The 17,045-nt window shown below is 67.4% G+C and carries 14 protein-coding genes and 1 tRNA gene; 6 read left to right on the top strand and 9 right to left on the bottom strand.

Annotated features, from left to right (window positions below; genetic code table 11):
* Nucleotides 1-214 precede the first annotated feature (214 nt).
* Nucleotides 215-1,036: a 7alpha-hydroxysteroid dehydrogenase gene (hdhA, locus tag EMO90_RS09250; RefSeq protein WP_150354282.1), complete on the top strand. Its 822-nt coding sequence runs from the start codon at nt 215-217 to the stop codon at nt 1,034-1,036.
* 275 nt (nt 1,037-1,311) lie between these two features.
* Here hdhA and EMO90_RS09245 read toward each other — a convergent pair whose 3' ends face one another.
* From EMO90_RS09245 to EMO90_RS09215, 7 genes are all read right to left on the bottom strand, one after another.
* Nucleotides 1,312-2,616 (bottom strand): class I SAM-dependent methyltransferase, encoded by a 1,305-nt coding sequence (locus EMO90_RS09245; protein WP_150354281.1) that lies wholly within the window; start codon nt 2,614-2,616, stop codon nt 1,312-1,314.
* Between the two features lie 154 nt (nt 2,617-2,770).
* Complete coding sequence (locus tag EMO90_RS09240) at nt 2,771-3,562, bottom strand: isoprenyl transferase (protein ID WP_150354280.1); 792 nt, start codon at nt 3,560-3,562, stop codon at nt 2,771-2,773.
* A 5-nt stretch (nt 3,563-3,567) separates the two neighbouring features.
* Nucleotides 3,568-4,299, bottom strand: a complete 732-nt coding sequence (gene recO / locus EMO90_RS09235; RefSeq protein WP_150354279.1) for a DNA repair protein RecO — start codon at nt 4,297-4,299, stop codon at nt 3,568-3,570.
* 73 nt (nt 4,300-4,372) lie between these two features.
* Nucleotides 4,373-6,031, bottom strand: coding sequence for an alpha/beta hydrolase (locus EMO90_RS09230; protein ID WP_150354315.1), 1,659 nt, complete (start codon nt 6,029-6,031; stop codon nt 4,373-4,375).
* A gap of 214 nt (nt 6,032-6,245) precedes the next feature.
* The gene (ispG, locus tag EMO90_RS09225) at nt 6,246-7,463 is read right to left on the bottom strand and encodes a flavodoxin-dependent (E)-4-hydroxy-3-methylbut-2-enyl-diphosphate synthase (RefSeq protein WP_190972034.1); all 1,218 of its coding nucleotides are present in this window, start codon (nt 7,461-7,463) and stop codon (nt 6,246-6,248) included.
* A gap of 5 nt (nt 7,464-7,468) precedes the next feature.
* Nucleotides 7,469-8,647, bottom strand: coding sequence for a 1-deoxy-D-xylulose-5-phosphate reductoisomerase (dxr, locus tag EMO90_RS09220; RefSeq protein WP_150354277.1), 1,179 nt, complete (start codon nt 8,645-8,647; stop codon nt 7,469-7,471).
* Nucleotides 8,648-8,686: 39 nt separating this feature from the next.
* Nucleotides 8,687-10,519 (bottom strand): DivIVA domain-containing protein, encoded by a 1,833-nt coding sequence (locus EMO90_RS09215; protein ID WP_150354276.1) that lies wholly within the window; start codon nt 10,517-10,519, stop codon nt 8,687-8,689.
* 118 nt (nt 10,520-10,637) lie between these two features.
* Between EMO90_RS09215 and EMO90_RS09210 the strand changes: the two genes are divergently transcribed.
* A tRNA-Val gene (locus EMO90_RS09210) sits at nt 10,638-10,711 on the top strand.
* 66 nt (nt 10,712-10,777) lie between these two features.
* On the opposite strand, the gene EMO90_RS09205 is transcribed toward EMO90_RS09210, so the two are convergent.
* Nucleotides 10,778-12,289 (bottom strand): zinc-dependent metalloprotease, encoded by a 1,512-nt coding sequence (locus tag EMO90_RS09205; RefSeq protein WP_150354275.1) that lies wholly within the window; start codon nt 12,287-12,289, stop codon nt 10,778-10,780.
* 106 nt (nt 12,290-12,395) lie between these two features.
* On the opposite strand from EMO90_RS09205, the gene EMO90_RS09200 reads away from it, so the two are divergent.
* Together EMO90_RS09200 and EMO90_RS09195 are read left to right on the top strand one after the other, a co-directional pair.
* Entirely contained in the window at nt 12,396-13,247 is an 852-nt protein-coding gene (locus EMO90_RS09200; protein WP_395953175.1) for a PDZ domain-containing protein, read from the top strand.
* A gap of 104 nt (nt 13,248-13,351) precedes the next feature.
* The gene (locus EMO90_RS09195; RefSeq protein ID WP_150354273.1) at nt 13,352-13,768 is read left to right on the top strand and encodes a DUF3052 domain-containing protein; all 417 of its coding nucleotides are present in this window, start codon (nt 13,352-13,354) and stop codon (nt 13,766-13,768) included.
* A gap of 7 nt (nt 13,769-13,775) precedes the next feature.
* Here the strand turns inward: EMO90_RS09195 and EMO90_RS09190 are convergent, their stop codons facing one another.
* On the bottom strand, nt 13,776-15,278 hold the full coding sequence (locus tag EMO90_RS09190; protein ID WP_150354314.1) for an ATP-dependent helicase: 1,503 nt from the start codon (nt 15,276-15,278) through the stop codon (nt 13,776-13,778).
* 83 nt (nt 15,279-15,361) lie between these two features.
* On the opposite strand from EMO90_RS09190, the gene EMO90_RS09185 reads away from it, so the two are divergent.
* Nucleotides 15,362-16,699, top strand: a complete 1,338-nt coding sequence (locus EMO90_RS09185) for a phosphotransferase (RefSeq protein ID WP_150354272.1) — start codon at nt 15,362-15,364, stop codon at nt 16,697-16,699.
* Between the two features lie 69 nt (nt 16,700-16,768).
* The gene (locus EMO90_RS09180; RefSeq protein ID WP_150354271.1) at nt 16,769-16,996 is read left to right on the top strand and encodes a DUF3107 domain-containing protein; all 228 of its coding nucleotides are present in this window, start codon (nt 16,769-16,771) and stop codon (nt 16,994-16,996) included.
* Nucleotides 16,997-17,045 lie beyond the last annotated feature (49 nt).

Genomic DNA, 17,045 nt, shown 5'->3' with positions numbered 1-17,045 from the left:
TCCCGGGTGCCGCTGTCCGGCTCCCGGCTCGATCCCGACCACGGAAGCCCCATATTTTCGCCCCCGATGTTGAAATGAGGCCGATTCCGCGGAAAAACATCGCATTCCGTGGTCGCCTTCCGTGGTTGACCGTCTACACTGGGTATCGGTCGCCGTCAGCATGGACGGATCACGATCATGCATATGGATGCATGTCGAATGTCAAAGGAGCATTATGACCGGAAGACTGCACAACAAGGTTATCGTCGTCACCGCGGCCACGCGTGGCATCGGTCTCGCGATCGTCACCGCAGCCGCCAAAGAGGGCGCGATCGTCTATCTGGGCGCCCGCAACATGGAGCGGGCCGAGGCGCGGGCAGCGGAGATCAACGCCGACGAAACCGTGAAGGCCAACGGCGGCGTGGCCAAGCCGATCTACAACGACGCCACGAAGGACGAGACCTACACCGAGATGATCGAGGCCGTGGCCGCCGCCGAGGGGCGCGTGGACGGTCTGGTGAACAACTTCGGCACCTCCGACCCGCGCAAGGATCTGGACATCGAGCACACGTCCGTGGACACGTTCATCGACACGGTGACCATCAACCTCAAAAGCGTGTTCATCACCTCGCAGGCCGCGATCCGCCACATGCCGGAAACGGGCGGCAGCATCGTGAACATCTCGTCGATCGGCGGCGAGGTGCCGGACATCTCACAGATCGCGTACGGCACGTCCAAGGCGGCGATCGAGCACCTGACGAAGGACATCGCCGTGCAGACCGCCCGCCGCAACATCCGCTGCAACGCCGTGCTGCCGGGCATGACCGCCACCGATGCCGTGCGGAACGCGCTGAACGACACGTTCCGCAACATGTTCCTCAAGAGCACGCCGGTCCCCCGCATGGCTCTGCCGGAGGAGATCGCCGCGGCCGTGGTCTACTTCCTCGCGGACGAATCCGCGTTCACCACCGGGCAGTGCCTGGCCGTGGCGGGCGGCTTCGGCCTGGCCACCCCGGTCTTCGGAGATCTGCAGGCGCTGGCGACGGCCCGAGGCTAGACGGCATAGCGCGGCGGAGCCGAAGACTGCTTGATTCCAAGACAGTGGCCAAGGATCCTTCGACTCCGCGCTTATCGTGTCCGACTGCGCCGGACCGTCACCGCCTTGGCGGCGGCTCCCTTCGCCTACGGACAGCCCACTGGGCTGTCCGCTTCACGGCTCAGTGCTCAGGATGACGGCCTGTTGTCATCCTGAGCGTAGCCCATCAGGGCGTAGCCGAAGGATCCTTAACTTTCCCGCACTATGGATTTGCCGCGAAATGACGAAGGACACGCCTACGCCCGCCACCACGGGCGCAGCGGGTACCACTTGCCATCCGGATGACCCACGCGGTCGGGCTTGACGGCCAGGAACTGGTGGATCTGGATGCCGTCGATCTCGAAGTTCAGCGCGCAGGCGGCCATGTACAGGCCCCACACCTTGGCGCGCTCGAAACCGACCTGCCTGACCGCGTCATCCCAGTTCGCATCCAGATTCTCGCACCAATGATGCAAGGTGAGCGCGTAGTGCTGGCGCAGGTTCTCCTGATGCACCACGTTGAAGCCGGCGTCGTGAATGCAGCTTTCGATGAATCCGGGCGCGCCCAGATCGCCGTCGGGGAAGATGTAGCGGTCCAGGAACTCGTCCTGACCGGGGCCGCCGTCCGGCTTGTCGTGGCTGATGGTGATCTGATGGTTGAGCAGACGGCCCATGGGCTTGAGCAGACGGAACATCTCCTCGAAATAGCGCTGGTAGTTCTTCACGCCCACATGCTCCATCATGCCGATCGAGCAGATGCCGTCGAAGTCGTGCTCTGGCACCTCGCGGTAGTCCTGCACACGCACCTCGGCCAGATCCTCAAGCCCCTCGCGGCGGATCCACTCGTTGGCGTATTCGGCCTGCTCCCTGGACAGGGTCACGCCCAACGCCTTGATGCCCCGGCGGGCGGCGGTGATGACCATGGAGCCCCAACCGCAGCCGATATCCAGCAGGCGCTCGCCGGGCTGAAGGCCCAGCTTGTCCAGAATGAGACGCAGCTTGTTGGCCTGCGCGTCCTCGAGGCTCATGTTCTCGTCCTCGAACACCGCGCAGGTGTAGGTCATGGAGGGCCCCAGGAAGTCCGCGTAGAAGGCGTTCGACATGTCGTAGTGGAAGCTCACGGTTTCCGAATCCGCCTTTTCGCTGTGGGGCAGGAGGCCTCGCTTGATGCGCGCGAATTTGCTCGGCCCCTCGGTCTGCGGCACATCGGGCGTGCGCCAGCCATGGCTCAGCACGGCCGCGACGATGCGCGCCACGTCGACGGGCGAGGGCATGCGCACATAACGGGCGAGCGAGAACAGACCGCGCAGAACGGGATACGGGTTCGCGTAGCTGATGCCGTCCACGTCGATGTCGCCCAGAACATAGGCGCGCACCACGCCGATCTCATTGGGATGGGACAACAGCTGATAGATGGCGCGCGAGCTGGTGACCTTCAGATGCAGAGCGGCGGTTTCGGGACCGAAGTGGGAGCCGTCGAACGCATCGACCCGCAGCGGCGTTTCCGGCGCGAGGAACAGGCCGACCATCTCGCCGACCGTCATTGATTTGCCATTGGCCATGGCCAAACCCCCTTGTGTTACGTCACGGGATGTGATCGTTCCGCAAAGGGATTCTAGTCCGCCCGATCGCGTGCTTGGGTCAACATGTCGGGCCGCCGGTGTCGCCCGGAAAACGTGCCGATGCGGGCCGATGAGGAATCGGCCCGGATGGGTCCTACTTCTTCACACCGCCGAACCGGCGGTCGCGGTGGATGTAGTGGTCGATGGAGCGCCACAGGACCTCGCGGCCGCAGTCGGGGAAGAGCTCGGGCACGAAATCCAGCTCGGCGTAGGCGGCCTCCCACGGCAGGAAGTTCGACGTGCGCTGCTCGCCGGAGGTGCGGATCACCAGATCGCAGTCCGGGATGTCCGGGTTGTACAGATGATCGGCGATCATCTTCTCGGTGACGCGGTCGCCCTTGATGCGGCCGGCCGCCACCTCGCGCGCGATGGCCGCACAGGCGTCGGCAATCTCCGCGCGACCGCCGTAGTTGATGCAGAACACCACATCGATCGTCTTGTTGCGCTTGGTGCGTTCCATGGCCACTTCAAGCTCGTCGATCACCGACTTCCACAGCTTCGGACGGCGGCCGGACCAGCGCACGCGCACACCCCACTCGTCCATCTGCGCCACGCGGCGGTGGATGATCTCGCGCGAGAAGCCCATGAGGAAGCGCACCTCCTGCGGCGAGCGCTTCCAGTTTTCGGTGGAGAACGTGTACAGGCTCAGGTAGCGCACGCCCGCCTCGATCGCGCCGGCGATCGTGTCGAACACCACCGGCTCGGCGGCCTGGTGCCCGTCGGTGCGGATCAGCCCGCGCTGCTGCGCCCAGCGGCCGTTGCCGTCCATGATGACGCCCACGTGCCGGGGCACCTTGTTCTTCGGGAAGTCCGGGATGATCGAGGGATTGCTGAACGGCGCCGCGGGGATGTCCAGCGACGTGTAGTCGACGTTCTCAAAAGCCATAAGGGCTAATCTAGCAAGCGCAGTGAACGAATCGGGCGCTCCAGATAGTACGCGCCCCACTCCTCCACGATGTGGCGGGTCTGCGGATCGAGCTCCCCGGCGTCCAGCACCTCCCAGTCGCCGTCCACCAGCGCGCGCAGCTGATCCAGCACGCCCGGCTGCAGCAGTCGCGATTCCGGGGTGTGGTCCACCGCGCACATGAGTCCGCCGGCCGGCACGGAGAAGTACGCGCCCGGCAGCGCGCGATCGCCCGCCCGCCCGCATACCACGCAGGAGGCGAGACGGGGGCTCCAGCCGGCGAGCGCCAGCGCGCGCAGCACATAGGAATCGCCCACGGCCTCGCCCCTGTGCATGCCCCGGGACAGCGCGGCCAGAGCGGCGATGAGCAGCCGGTACTGGTCTGCGGCCGGCTCGCGCTCGGCGGCCACGATCCTGTCCGCCGTCTCCACGATCGCGCTGGCGGCGGTGTAGGAGGCATAGTCGGCGACGATCCGATCGGCGTATGCGGCGATCGTCTCCGCCTGCGAGACCACGTCAAGCGATCGGCCCGTGTTGATCAGCACATCGGCGCGCATGAACGGCTCGAGCCGGGCGCCGAACCGCGAGCGGGCCCGGCGGACGCCCTTGGCCACCGCCCGCACCTTGCCATGGCGGCGGGTGAACAGCCACACGATGCGATCGGCCTCCCCCAGCTTGGCGGTGCGCAACACCACGCCCTCGTCCCGGTACAGCGGCACGTCGGCTCCTTCCTTTCCGCAGTCATTCCGCGGTCTTTCCGCAGTCCTTTCGCGATTGGTCCGCGACCCCCGATCAGTAGATGAACATGCCCCAGAACGCGAACATGAGCAGCACGCACAGCATGGCTCCGGCCGTCACCCAGAACAGGACGCGGCCGAACCGCGTGGTGGCGATGATCGGCTCGCGCATGCGCCGGGCCAGTTCGCCGCTTCTGGCCTGTCTGGCGAAATCGCGCACGCCCATGCGCGTGTACCCGTGCATCTGGGCCACCTCGATCAGACGGGCCAGCGTGCGCGCCCATGCCCAGACGACCACCGTGCAGACGGTTTGGATCACCGGCCAGCTCCAATAGACGATGTCCGGGCTGCTCGGCGCGGCACCCCAGATGAGCGAGACCACCTCCATGACCACCTGCGCAAGTCCGGAGACGAACAGGTAGAGCACGGCGATGGTGGTGAGGAACAGCACGGCGATCACATTGCCGAAGCCGTTGAGGAACCCAAGCCGGCCGCGCGTGGCCCGATCGTCGCGATGCCTGCGCGAGAACCGTCCATGGAGGCGCCGGCACAGGGCGATCAGCCACAGGATGACAGCCACCAGCAGCATGATCACGACCGCCACATGCAGGACAACCATGTAGAACGTGAGCGTGCGATGGCCATGCAGGTCCTTGGGCACGGCGATCGATTGGTAGATGTCCGCGCCGGCCACCTTGACGTCCGTCTGCTCGAGACCGCGCGTGGTGCCCACGGCCCAGTCCACCATGTCGTCCTCGAAATGGTCGGCCAGCTTGGTGTCGCCCTCCTCCTCGTCGCCGATGCGCAGCACGTGGTTGCCAACCGGATAGTCGCGCACGGTCACGTTCCAGTTGCCCGCGGCGTGCGCGCGCTCGAAGATGCGCTCGGCGCCCTCCACCTGCGCGGTCATCACATCCTTGGAACCGTAGGCCACGAAGGTGGGGATGGCGTAGGCACGCGGGGTGTCCGTGTCGATGTCGAAGTTGGTCAGGCCCAGCGCGGCGGTGTCCGCGGAGAAGATGCGCCGGACGATCGACTGGTATCCGGGGTTGGCCCCCACGAGCGCGAAGTCCTGCGCGGCGAGGAAGCCTAGGGAATGGCGAGGCGTATGCACCATGGGCGAGACGAGGATCTGGAAGGCGATGCGCGGGTCCTTCTGCAGCAGCAGGGCGGAGATCCACGTGCTCTCCGACGTGGCGTAAATGCCAATGCGATCCGCGTCCACGTTCGGCAGCGCGCGCAGGTATTCGGCGGCCTGCTCGTAGGCGTCCGCCGAGGCGGGATAGTCTCGCGTGGCGTCGTTGGTGCTCCACACGGGCTTGTCGATGGCGATGGTGGCGAAGCCGGCCGAGGCGAAGTCGTCGCCCACGTCGATGAACCAGTCCTTCGCAAGGCCGTAGCCGGCGCCGTGCATGAAGACGATGCCCGGGACCTTGCCCTCCACGCCCTTGGGCATGCGGACCACCAGATGCAGGTCCTCCGTCTCGCCGGTGGACGCGCGGGTGACGGTCATGTCGTCCTCGCGCACCTCCACCTCGTAGTCGCCTCGCTTGGGCAACGGCACGCCATCCGGGTTGCTGAACGTGACGGAGGTGTCCGCGGACAGACTCTCCATGGTCTGGCCGAGCGGCTCGTTGTCCCAAGGGATATTGGACAGATTGGAGACCGTGACCAGCAGACCGAGCAGCACGATGAAGATGGGCAGGGTGGTCAGCACGCGGCGCCTGGGCGTCCACGGCTGCGGGGTTTCATCGTTCACTGACACGCCCGCAATTGTAGACGCGGCCATGGGACCGGTACGCCGAGGGCATATGCGGTCCGCGCGCCGGGTCTGGGTGGCCGGGCCTAGGTGCCGGATCCGGGTGCCGAAATGGACATTCCGGGGCGCCGAAACGTCCATTTGGACACCCGAAGACACCCGGCGCGGCTCAGGCGGCCCGGTTCGGATGCTGGATGGGGATGACCACGGGACCGGTCTGCGCGGCCGCATCGCCCGCACCGGCCGTGCCGTCGGCATCCATCTGCGCGGCGATCTCCTGCGCCTTGGTGAGCAGCGTCTCCACGATCCGATCCTCCGGCACGGTTTCGATCACCTTGCCTTTGATGAAGATCTGGCCCTTGCCGTTGCCGGACGCCACGCCCAGATCGGCCTCGCGCGCCTCGCCCGGGCCGTTGACGATGCAGCCCATCACGGCCACGCGGATCGGCGCGGTCACGCCCTTGAGTCCATCGGTCACGGCGTTGGCCAGATCGATCACATCCACCTGCGCGCGGCCGCAGCTCGGGCAGGAGATGATGTCGAACTTGCGTTTGCGCAGGCCCATGTACTCGAGCAGCTTGCAGCCAACCTTGACCTCCTCCACCGGCGGGGCGGACAGGGACACGCGAATCGTGTCGCCGATGCCCTCCGCCAGCAGCGCGCCGAACGCCAGACAGGATTTGATGGTGCCCTGCCACGCCGGGCCCGCCTCGGTGACGCCCAGATGCAGCGGCCAGTCGCCCTTGGAGGCGAGCAGACGGTAGGTCTGCACCATGGTGATCACGTCGTGGTGCTTGACGGAGATCTTGAAGTCGTGGAAGCCCACATCCTCGAACATGTGCGCTTCCTTGAGCGCGCTGGCCACCAGGGCCTCCGGGGTGGGACCGCCGTACTTGGCGTACAGCTCCTTGTCCAGCGAGCCCGCGTTCACGCCGATGCGCAGGGAGATGCCCGCGTCCGTGGCCGCCCTGCAGATGTCCGGGCCCACCTGATCGAACTTGCGGATGTTGCCGGGGTTCACGCGCACGGCCGCGCACCCGGCGTCGATGGCCTGGAAGACGTACTTGGACTGGAAGTGGATGTCCGCGATCACCGGGATGGGTGATTTGGCCACGATCGCCGGCAGCGCGTCGGCATCGTCCTGGCTGGGCACGGCCACGCGCACGATGTCGCAGCCGGCCTGCGCGAGCTCGCCGATCTGGCGCAGTGTGGCGTTCACGTCGGCGGTGAGGGTGTTGGTCATCGACTGGACGGAAATCGGCGCGCCCCCGCCCACCGGCACCGGCCCCACCATGATGCGGCGGGACTTGCGGCGCGGATGCAGCGGGGATTCGCCGTACGCGACCTCGCCGGTCTTGCGGAAGCCCCCCTGGGAAGTTGAAGTCATAGTGCTCATTGTGCCTTGTCTATCAGAAGATCGGCGCGGGTGCGGGCCTCGCGCTCCACCTGACCCATTTCCTCCACGGATGCGAACAGCGGATTGCCGCGCAGTTCGGCGTCCATCTCGTCCAGCACGGCCTTGACGGTGTCCACAATGCCCAGATACGGCAGGCGATGGTCAAGGAAGGCGTGCACGGCCTGCTCGTTGGCGGCGTTGAGGACCGCGGTGTGCTTCTCCGAGGCGGCGAGGCAGTGGCGGGCCAGATTCACGGCGGGGAACGCCTCATCGTCCAGCGGCTCGAAGGTCCATTCGGCGGCTTTGGTCCAGTCGCACGGCTTGGCCACGTCGGGCAGGCGGTCCGGCGCGGACAGGCCGAGCGCGATCGGCAGGCGCATGTCCGGCGGGGAGGCCTGGCCGATCGTGGCGCCGTCCACGAACTCCACCATGGAGTGGACGATCGACTGCGGATGCACGGTCACGGAAATCCGGTCCGGCGGGATGTTGAACAGGCGGCTCGCCTCGATCACCTCCAGGCCCTTGTTCATAAGAGTGGAGGAGTTGATGGTCACAACCGGGCCCATGTTCCATGTGGGGTGATGCAGGGCCTGTTCGGGCGTGATGTCCGCCATCTGGCTGCGCTTCCATCCGCGGAACGGGCCACCGGACGCGGTGACCACCAGTCGCGCCACCTCGGCATGCGTGCCGGAGCGCAGGGACTGCCAAATGGCCGAATGCTCGGAGTCGACCGGGTTGATCTGGTTGGGGCGGATCTGCGAATCGAACAGCAGATGGCCGCCGGCCACGACGGATTCCTTGTTGGCCAAGGCGAGCTGGGAGCCGGCTTTGAGGGCGGCGATGGACGGTTCAAGACCGATCGACCCGGTGATGCCGTTGAGCACCACATCGGCGCCCGCCCCGGCCAGATCGATCACGGCCTGCGGACCGGCGGTCACCTCCGCATCATCCGCGCCGGCCGCCTTGAGCGCCTCGCGCAGGGCATCGGCCTTCGAGGCGTCGAACAGCGCCACATGACGGGCATGGAACCGAGCGGCCTGCCGGGCGAGCAGTTCGATGTGCGAGCCGCCGGCCGCCAGACCGAACACCGTGAAGCGCTCGGGATGCCGGGAGATCACGTCCAGCCCCTGCGTGCCGATGGATCCGGTGGACCCCAGCAGCGTCACGGATTTCAACGAGTTTTGCGATTGTTCCGAATCAAGCACGCTTACAGATTAGCGAGACTGCTGGTCGCCGTTCGTTTTGGGGGTGTCGATGATGTCGTCGCCATCCTCGGACAGGGACGGGAAGGACAGGTTCGGGATGTCCAGATCGATCTTCGGGAACGCGGTGCTGCCGAGCAGATTGGCCAGATACTGGTCGGGATCGACGTCGTCCTTCTTCTCGGACTTGGCATCGGCGTCGGCGAGTGCCGCATCCGGGGCCGCATCGTCCTTCGGCGCGTCGGTCACATGCTCGACGACCGGTTCGGCGATCAGCGGGGCAGGGGCGGCGATGGGGCTCAGGGACGGGGTGCGGAAGGACTGCACGGTGGGCGTCTCGGCATGCACCGGTGCCGATGCGACGGCGGGAGCCGGTTCGGGGATCAGCGGGGCCGGGGACGAAACCGGGGCGGAGGCCGCGGACGCCGCCGGGGCGGCAGGCTCGGGAACCACAACGGGCTGAGCGGCGGTGGGCTGAGCGGCAACGGCCGGTGTGGGAACCGTCACATGAACCGGCACGGGCGCAGGCGTTTCGGCGACGGCCGGCTGGTCCACCGGCGCAATGGCCTCGGTGGGCGCCGATTCCACGGATGTCGCCGCCGTATGCTGCGGCACCGACTGCGCCAGAGCGGCCAATGAGGAGCTGAGGGACGGCGCTTCCGCGATGGGCGCGGACACGGGGGCAACGGCGGGAGCCGGGGTTTCGGACACAGCGGACGCCGGTGCAAGCGGAGCGGGCTGCTGAGCAACAGGTGCGGCGGGCGCAGTTGCGGCGGCGGGAACGGCGGATGAAGCGGGACGGGCCGCGAAAATCGACCGTTCGGCGGCATTGAGCGCATCGAAGGATTCGCGCTCGGCGGCCGCATGCGCGTTCAGCGCGGCGGAGGAAGCGGAGGCCGCAACCGATGCGGCGGCTGTTCCCGCGGCGGCAGCCACTCCGGCGGCGGATGCGGCGGCGAACAGGGACGGCACAGCCTGCGCCTGCTGGGCGGTCTGAACCGCCTGCTGGGCAGCCGGAGCGATGGAGGAAGCAGCCTGCGCAACGGCCGCGAACGGCGCGGCGGCCGGCTGGGCGGAAGCGGCGGGAGCCGCGGACACGGGCGCGGCAGCGGCAGCCGCAGGCACCTGCGGGGCGAAGGCTGCGGGGGCGGGCGATGCGGTCTCCAGCGGCACGGCGGCCGGCGCGGACTCCGCGGCATCGGCTGAATAATCGCTGATGCGGGCGAAGGATTCGAGACGGGACAGCAGCTGCACGGCCACGTCGAGGTAATAGTCGACCGCGCGCTCGTCATAGCCGCGCTTGCCCTTGCGCTGGGTGAAGATCACGTTGGCCACGCGGCTGGCGGTCACGTCCAGCAGCTCCTTGGAATCGGGCGGCAAGGCGCCCTGCACCTCCAGCGCGCTGGAGGCCTTGGCGATCACCTGATCGACCACGCGGTCCACCTGCTTGCGATCGTACGACGGCTTCTTGGCCTCGCCGTCCTTGAAACGGTGCCTGGGCTCGCGGTCGCCATGGTTCGCAAGCTGGGCGAGCATCTCCTCGCTGCGCACCTTGAACGGCACGCGACCGCCGTGGGACAGCTCCCATGAGGTGTGCTTGTCCACCACGGCACGCTCCAAACGGGACAGGGCCGCATCCACCTGCGCGATCGCGTACCCGTCCTTGACCAGATCAAAGGAGACGGCCTGAATGTCCCGCTGCGTGAGCTGGGGCCGTTCGGCCTCGTACAGGGTGTGCGCACGGGCCAGGAACTCGTCCACCTGGGCGGTGTCATAACCCCATTTGCGCTTGCCGGCTCTGGCGATGACGGGACCTTGACCGGTGGCCGCAGGCTGCTCGGACATGGGACATACCTCCTAGGACGAGGGATTACACTGCACCACACCTTACGTGAGGAACGCGACGCGGACAACCCGAAGGGCGGCACGCCGGGGGCCGCCATACGTTATCCTTGTGGGTTGCGGGCAATTAGCTCAGTTGGTTAGAGCGCCACCTTTACACGGTGGATGTCGGGGGTTCGAGTCCCTCATTGCCCACCGCACATCACTTACCGCGCGGTCAGCCGGCCAGTCGGCCAACCAGCCAGCCGGCGTCCGGCCGCGTCACTTCCCGGCGTCTCCGCCTTCCGGCGCATCTGTGTCATCCGGACCAGCGTCATCCTGCGCGTCTCCGCCTTCCTCACCCAGAAGCTTGCTCAGCTCGGCGTCCCAATCGACCTTCGGAGCGCCCTCGGCAACCTGCGCATCGTCGGAGCCGGCCGAAGCACCGGCTGCGGCATCGGGTGCCGCAACGGAGGCGGAATCCTCCAACACGGGCAGCAGATCGGGATGGGACCACTTGGCGTCCCGGGCCTCGGAGCCCTGACGGGCGGTGAGCTCCTCCCAGACGGCGGTCGCCTCGCGCTGACGCTTGGGATGCAGGTCGAGGCCCAGCAGCGACTCGAAGGTCCGCTCGGCCGGTCCGCCCACCGCGCGCTCGCGACGCAACATCTCGCGCAGCTGCTCGATGTGCGGGATGTGGGCCATGCCGGCACGCCACACCACGCAATCCACCCAGCCTTCGACCGTGGCCAGCAGGGTCTCCACGCCGGCGAGCGCCTCGCGCTGCTCGGGCGTGTCCGCAATGCCCACCTTGGCGATGTTCACCGCGTCCGCGATGGACTCGGGATTCATGCTCTGCGCCTCGCGCAGCTGCTCCTCCATGGCGTCCAGATCGATGCGGATGCCACGCGCGTACTTGCCGATCAGCGCTTCGAACCGGGGCATGAGCCACGGCACGGAGGCGAACAGGCGGGCGTGCGCGGTCTCCTGCAGGGCGAGGAAGGCGAGCACCTCGCGGCGCGGGATGTCCAGCGAATCGGCGTAGGCGTTGATGTTCTGGATAATCAGGCCGCCGGCGGGATTGCCCAGCAGCGCGATGCCCTGATCGAAGCTGCCGCGTACCTCGCCGGACAGCGCGCCCGCGGCCTGACCGAGCTGCATGGCGTACGACGTGTTGCCGAGCAGGCGGATGAGCTGGCTGGGGTCCTTCATGGAATCCGGGATCGGGATGGGCACGGGGCCGGCGAACATGCCGGAGATCTCGCCGTCGAACATGCCGCCCAGACGTTCGGAGATGACGGAGGCGAGCGCGTCGCCCATCGACTGTGCCACGGGGGCCGCGAAGGCCGCCCATGCGTCGATCGTGCCGTTGACCCAATCCGCCCGCGTGAGCACCTGCGCCTCGCCGGGGGCCGGGTTCATCTCGCACACGGAGTCGAGCCACAGGTTCGCCTCGCTCAGCGCGCGGCGGGCGGACTGGCCCTCCTCGGCGCTCACGGATGACTCGGCATCGCCGCCGTTGACCTTGCCGAGCGCGATGGAACGGGCCAGTTTGACGTTGATGGGCCCCTCCTCCACCGTGCGCTTCATGTCGTCCATGGTATTGAGCCCGCCGGCACCCAGCGCCTGAATGAGCGACTGGACCTCACTGGGCTTGGGCAGGCCGTCCTTGCCCTGACTCATGATCTGGTCGCGCAACGGCTGGGGCAGCTGGGCGAACTGCTGCCACGCCATCTCGCCCTCCACGGGTCCGAAGCATTCGATGAGCCACTGGCGAATCTCGTTTTCTTCCATGACGACCATCCTAGTGAGAGCCGCCGAACGCAATCCACCAACGGTGAACGCGTCCGCGCGGCCCTGGTCTTTGAGCGGAGCCCTGTAAGACCGCGGCCCTACACTGATGCCCATGACCGACTTCAAGGAATCCCTCACCCGTCTTGCCCGACGCGCCGGCGCATGGGCCGGATCGCGCTCGCCGCGCGCCAAGCTGGGCGCCGCCACGGGACTGCTCGCCGCGGTGATGCTCGTATTGCCCAGCCCGTATGTGGTGGAGCGCCCCGGTCCCACCGCCGACGTGCTCGGCGAATCCGGCGGCCAGCAGGTGATCGCCGTGTCGGGCGCGGACACGCACGCGGACAGCGGCCGGCTGCTGCTCACCACGGTCAACGCCTCCGGCATGCCCGGATACCCGGCGCTCAACGCCGAGGTGCTGTGGGGATGGATCCGCTCCGATTCAATCGTGATGCCCAGCGAGGCGCTGGTGACGCCCGGGCAGAGCGCCGAGGAGTACAAGTCCGAAACCGAGCGGCAGATGACCGGCTCGCAGGATTCCGCCACCGCCGCGGCCCTCTCATTCCTGAAATCCCGAGGCGTGGACACGGCCGGCGTGTCCGTGCAGATGCACGTGGACGACATCGGCGGCCCCTCGGCGGGCATGATGTACGCGCTGGGCGTGATCGACAAGCTCACCGAGCAATCGGAGACGGGCGGCAACACCGTGGCCGGCACCGGCACGATCGATCAGGACGGCAAGGTGGGCGCGATCGGCGGCATCCAGCTCAAGCTGCTGGGCGCCAAGCGCGACGGCGCCACGTGGTTCCTCGCCCCGAAGGACAACTGCTCGCAGGTGGTGGGCCATGTGCCGGACGGATTGCGGGACGTGTCCGTCTCCACGCTCGCCGAGGCGTACGACGCGCTGGTGGCGATCGGCGAGGGCCGGGGCGGCGATCTGCCGCGCTGCACGGCCGAGTGAATCCGGCGTCCGGCGGGGGTGAGCTTGGCGCAACGTGAGCGGTTTCACTCCCACATGTCGGCTGTGTTACGCACGAAACCGAAAAGTGTTGTTATGCTGTTCCCGTGACTGAAACGGCATCACGGAAAGCGGAAGAATTCGGTTTTCATCCCGGCGACATCATTCAGGAGTGGCTGTGGGATGACGACGTGGATGACAACATCCGGGCGAGCATCGAGGACCTGACCGGCGAGGAGCTGGTTGACGAGGACTATGGCTCCGCCGTGGACGGCGTCATCATCTGGTGGCGGGACGGGGACGATGAGGATGAACTCTCGGACACGATCGTCGACGCCACGGGCGTGCTCGACGATGCCGGTCCGCTGTGGGTGCTCACCCCCAAGCCCGGACGCCCCGGCGCGGCCAGCTCAAATACGGTGCAGAACGCCGCGAAGACCGCCGGCATGAACGCCGCGACCCCGCTGACCATCTCCCCCGACTGGAACGGCATTCGCCTGCGCGCCTTCGGCAAGGGCAAGTAAACCGCCTCTACCGCTGCAGAAAACGGCTGGGGGCACGCCGCGTGGCCGCGTATCCATCCTTGGACACCGCGAAGGACAGCTGAAGCGTCCTTTCCGCGCGCGTGACCCCCACGTACATCAATCGGCGCTCCTCCTCCAAAGCGTCCCCGGGCGCGGGCGAGCCGAAGGGCAGCAGGCCCTCCGAGCAGCCGACGATGCACACGTGTGGGAATTCCAAACCCTTGGCCGCGTGGATCGTGGAGATGGTGACCACGCCCGCCGTCAGGTCCTCCTTCAGTGTTTCGACGGACAGGGACTGCGCCTGCCAGCCGTTGTCCGTGCGCACGCGGTAGCCCAGCCCGGCCTCCTTGAGCGCTGCGGCGATCATGCCCTGCTGAGCGTTGATGCGCGTGAGCACCGCGCAGTCGGACGGCTTGGCACCCTTGGCGATCATGCGGACGAACCGCTGCGCCACGCCGCGCGCCTCATCCGCGTCGCTCTCGTACCGGATGGCCGTCACGCGGGGGCCGTCGGATCCCCGCTGGCCCGAGGCGAGCCTGATGTACCCGGTGCGCTCCGGGCTGGCGGCGAGCACGCGGTTGGCGTACCTGACCACCGAAGCCGTGGAGCGGTAGTCGATGTTGAGCGTCACGTCCGCGGAAAGCGGCCCGAATTCGTCCCCGAAGGCGCGCAGATAATAGCTGGTCGCGCCGGCGAACGAGTAGATGGTCTGGGCGGCGTCGCCCACCACGCACACGTTGCGGTTGCCACGCCCGCCGTCCGCGTTCCCCAGCCACAGGCGCATGAGCCGGTGCTGCAGCGGGGAGACGTCCTGATACTCGTCGACGGTGAGCCATCCGATGCGCCCGCGTATCTGCGCGGAGGCCTCCTTGAGCTCCGGATCCTCAAGCAGATGGCAGACCATGAGCAGGATGTCGTTGAAATCGATCTGGTTGCGGGCGGTCTTGTCCGCCTCGTACGCGCCGATCAGATCCGCCATGCGCGCGGGATCCAGCTCGGCCGGCGGTTGGCGGTGCGTGGCCGCGCAGACGCGCACGTAGTCGTCCGGGCTCACCAGCGACACCTTCGTCCAGTTGATCTCCGCCTCCAGGTCGCGCACCGTGAGCGGCTCCGGCTCGCCCGCCCCGGTGACCCGGGCATAGGCGGCGGCGATCAGCGGCCGATGGTCCGACTGCAGATCCGGGAAGGGCGCGTCCGTCACATCGGCCCACACGCGGTTGAGCTGGTGCAGGGCCGCGGAGTGGAAGGTGGCCGCCGTCACGCCGTCGACGCCCAATTGCCCAATGCGCGAGCGCATCTCCTCGGCCGCCTTGACCGAGAACGTCACGGCGAGCACGCGTGAGGGATCCCAGTCGCCGCACGCGCAGGCATAGGCGATGCGCCGCGTGATCGTGCGGGTCTTGCCCGCGCCGGCGCCCGCGATGATGCGCACCGGCCCCTCGGTGGAGGTGGCCGCCTCGCGCTGCGCCTCGTCCAGGGATTCGAGGATCCGATCGTTCCGTTCGTTCACGTCGTTCACGTCGTTCACGACTCCATTGTGTCAGCCCGCCTGCCCGGCCGTGGTTCGACGCCGTGATGTATTACTGTTGAAACGTGACGTTTTCTAGCAATTACACGCTGGCCGCGCTGGCTTCCGCGGCAGCGCCCGGGCTCGCCGTAGCCGGCGTGCGGGATGGTAACGAGGTCAGCTCCTCCGACGCCGCGCTCGGCATCCGCTGCGCGGTGATCCAGGACACCGCCGGTCGCCTGTACGATGTGGTCGCGGCGGAGGGCGACAAGGCGAAGCGGCGGATCAGGAACCGCGTCGCCACCGCCCGCACGCTCGCGCGGGCCAAGGATCCCGCGGGGCTGAGCTTCGCGGTGGAGCGCGTGTACAAATACGTGACGGGCGAGGGGGACGACAACCCGACCGACGGCGCGGCGCTGATCATCATGCAGCACCGCGAGGGCTATGCGAAGCCGATGGAGCTGCTCACGCTGGACGAATGCTCGTCCATCGGCACCGCGATCGGCGCGATCCATCGCATGCGCGGCACATTCCTCGTGGACGAGGCGTATCCCGCGTACACCACCCGGCAGATCCACGACCAGCTCGTCGCGTGGATCGAGCGTCTGAAGCACGCCGGCCACGTGCCCGCCGAGATCACGTCCAGCTGGGCGCGCGTCATCGCCACCGAAGGCCTGTGGAGCTTCGTCACCTGCCCGGTGCACGGCGGGTTCGACGACGGCGACGTCCTCTTCGACGGCACGGGCGTGTCCGCCATCTACAACTGGCAGTCCATGCAGGTCAACGACCCGGCCCGCGATCTGGCGTGGATCTTCGGCAAACTGGATGAGCCGCACCGCAACGCCGTCATGGCCGCCTACGGGCGCATGATGGGTTCGAAGCTGGACGATCTGATCATGCTGCGCGCCAATCTGTGGCTGCAGATGGAGCAGGTGGGCGACTTCATCAGCGCTATCGACCGCGCGGACAACCAGAAGATCATCCAGTTCAAGGCCCAGGTGGAGCATCTGGCCCACCAGCTGATCATGATGGGCGCCTCCGCCACGGGCGAGACCACCGCCGTGGCCAAATCGGATCCGGAGCATCCGTCCACGATCACCGTGGGCACCCTGCTGGGCGAAACCGGCGTCGGGGACCCCCACCGCAGACCCGTTCCGGCGGACAGCGAGGTGCGTCCCCGCGTGCCGCGCGTGCCCACCATGCCCGACGTGCCCGTGGCCAACGTGTTCAACGATCCGACCGAAGTGGTCGGGGCCGCCACGGAGGCGGCCACCGAGGTGCTGCCCGCGCAGTCGTTCACGGCGGACCACACCGGCATCACCGGCAAGGTGACCAAGGTCTCCGCCAAGGTCGCGGGCGGCCACGAGGCTTCGGGCAGGCCCGGCACGGGAGAGCATCCCAAGACGTCCGGCGGAAACGCTTAGGGCGAACATCCGCCGCGAGCGGGACAATGATTGGTATCACACGGCAATACAAGAATTGCGAGGATCAACATGGATATTGAACTGGGCATCCAGAATGTGGCCCGACCCGTCACCTTCAGCGTGGACGACGCCGAGTCCGGCGCGATCACCGAGGCGATCGGCAAGGCCGTCGAGTCCGGCGCGCCGATCAACGTGACCGACGACAAGGGCCGCCACATCGTGGTTCCCGCCAGCGCGCTCGGCTACGCGATCGTGGGTTCCGAAACCAAGCACGCCGTCGGTTTCGGCGCGCTGTGATCATGCGGCGATCCCTGTGAAAAGGCCCCTCCCACGAGGGGCTTTTTCA

It is taken from the genome of Bifidobacterium vespertilionis (genome assembly GCF_008698145.1).
GTDB lineage: Bacteria > Actinomycetota > Actinomycetes > Actinomycetales > Bifidobacteriaceae > Bifidobacterium > Bifidobacterium vespertilionis.
This window is presented reverse-complemented; position numbering and strand designations above follow the sequence as displayed.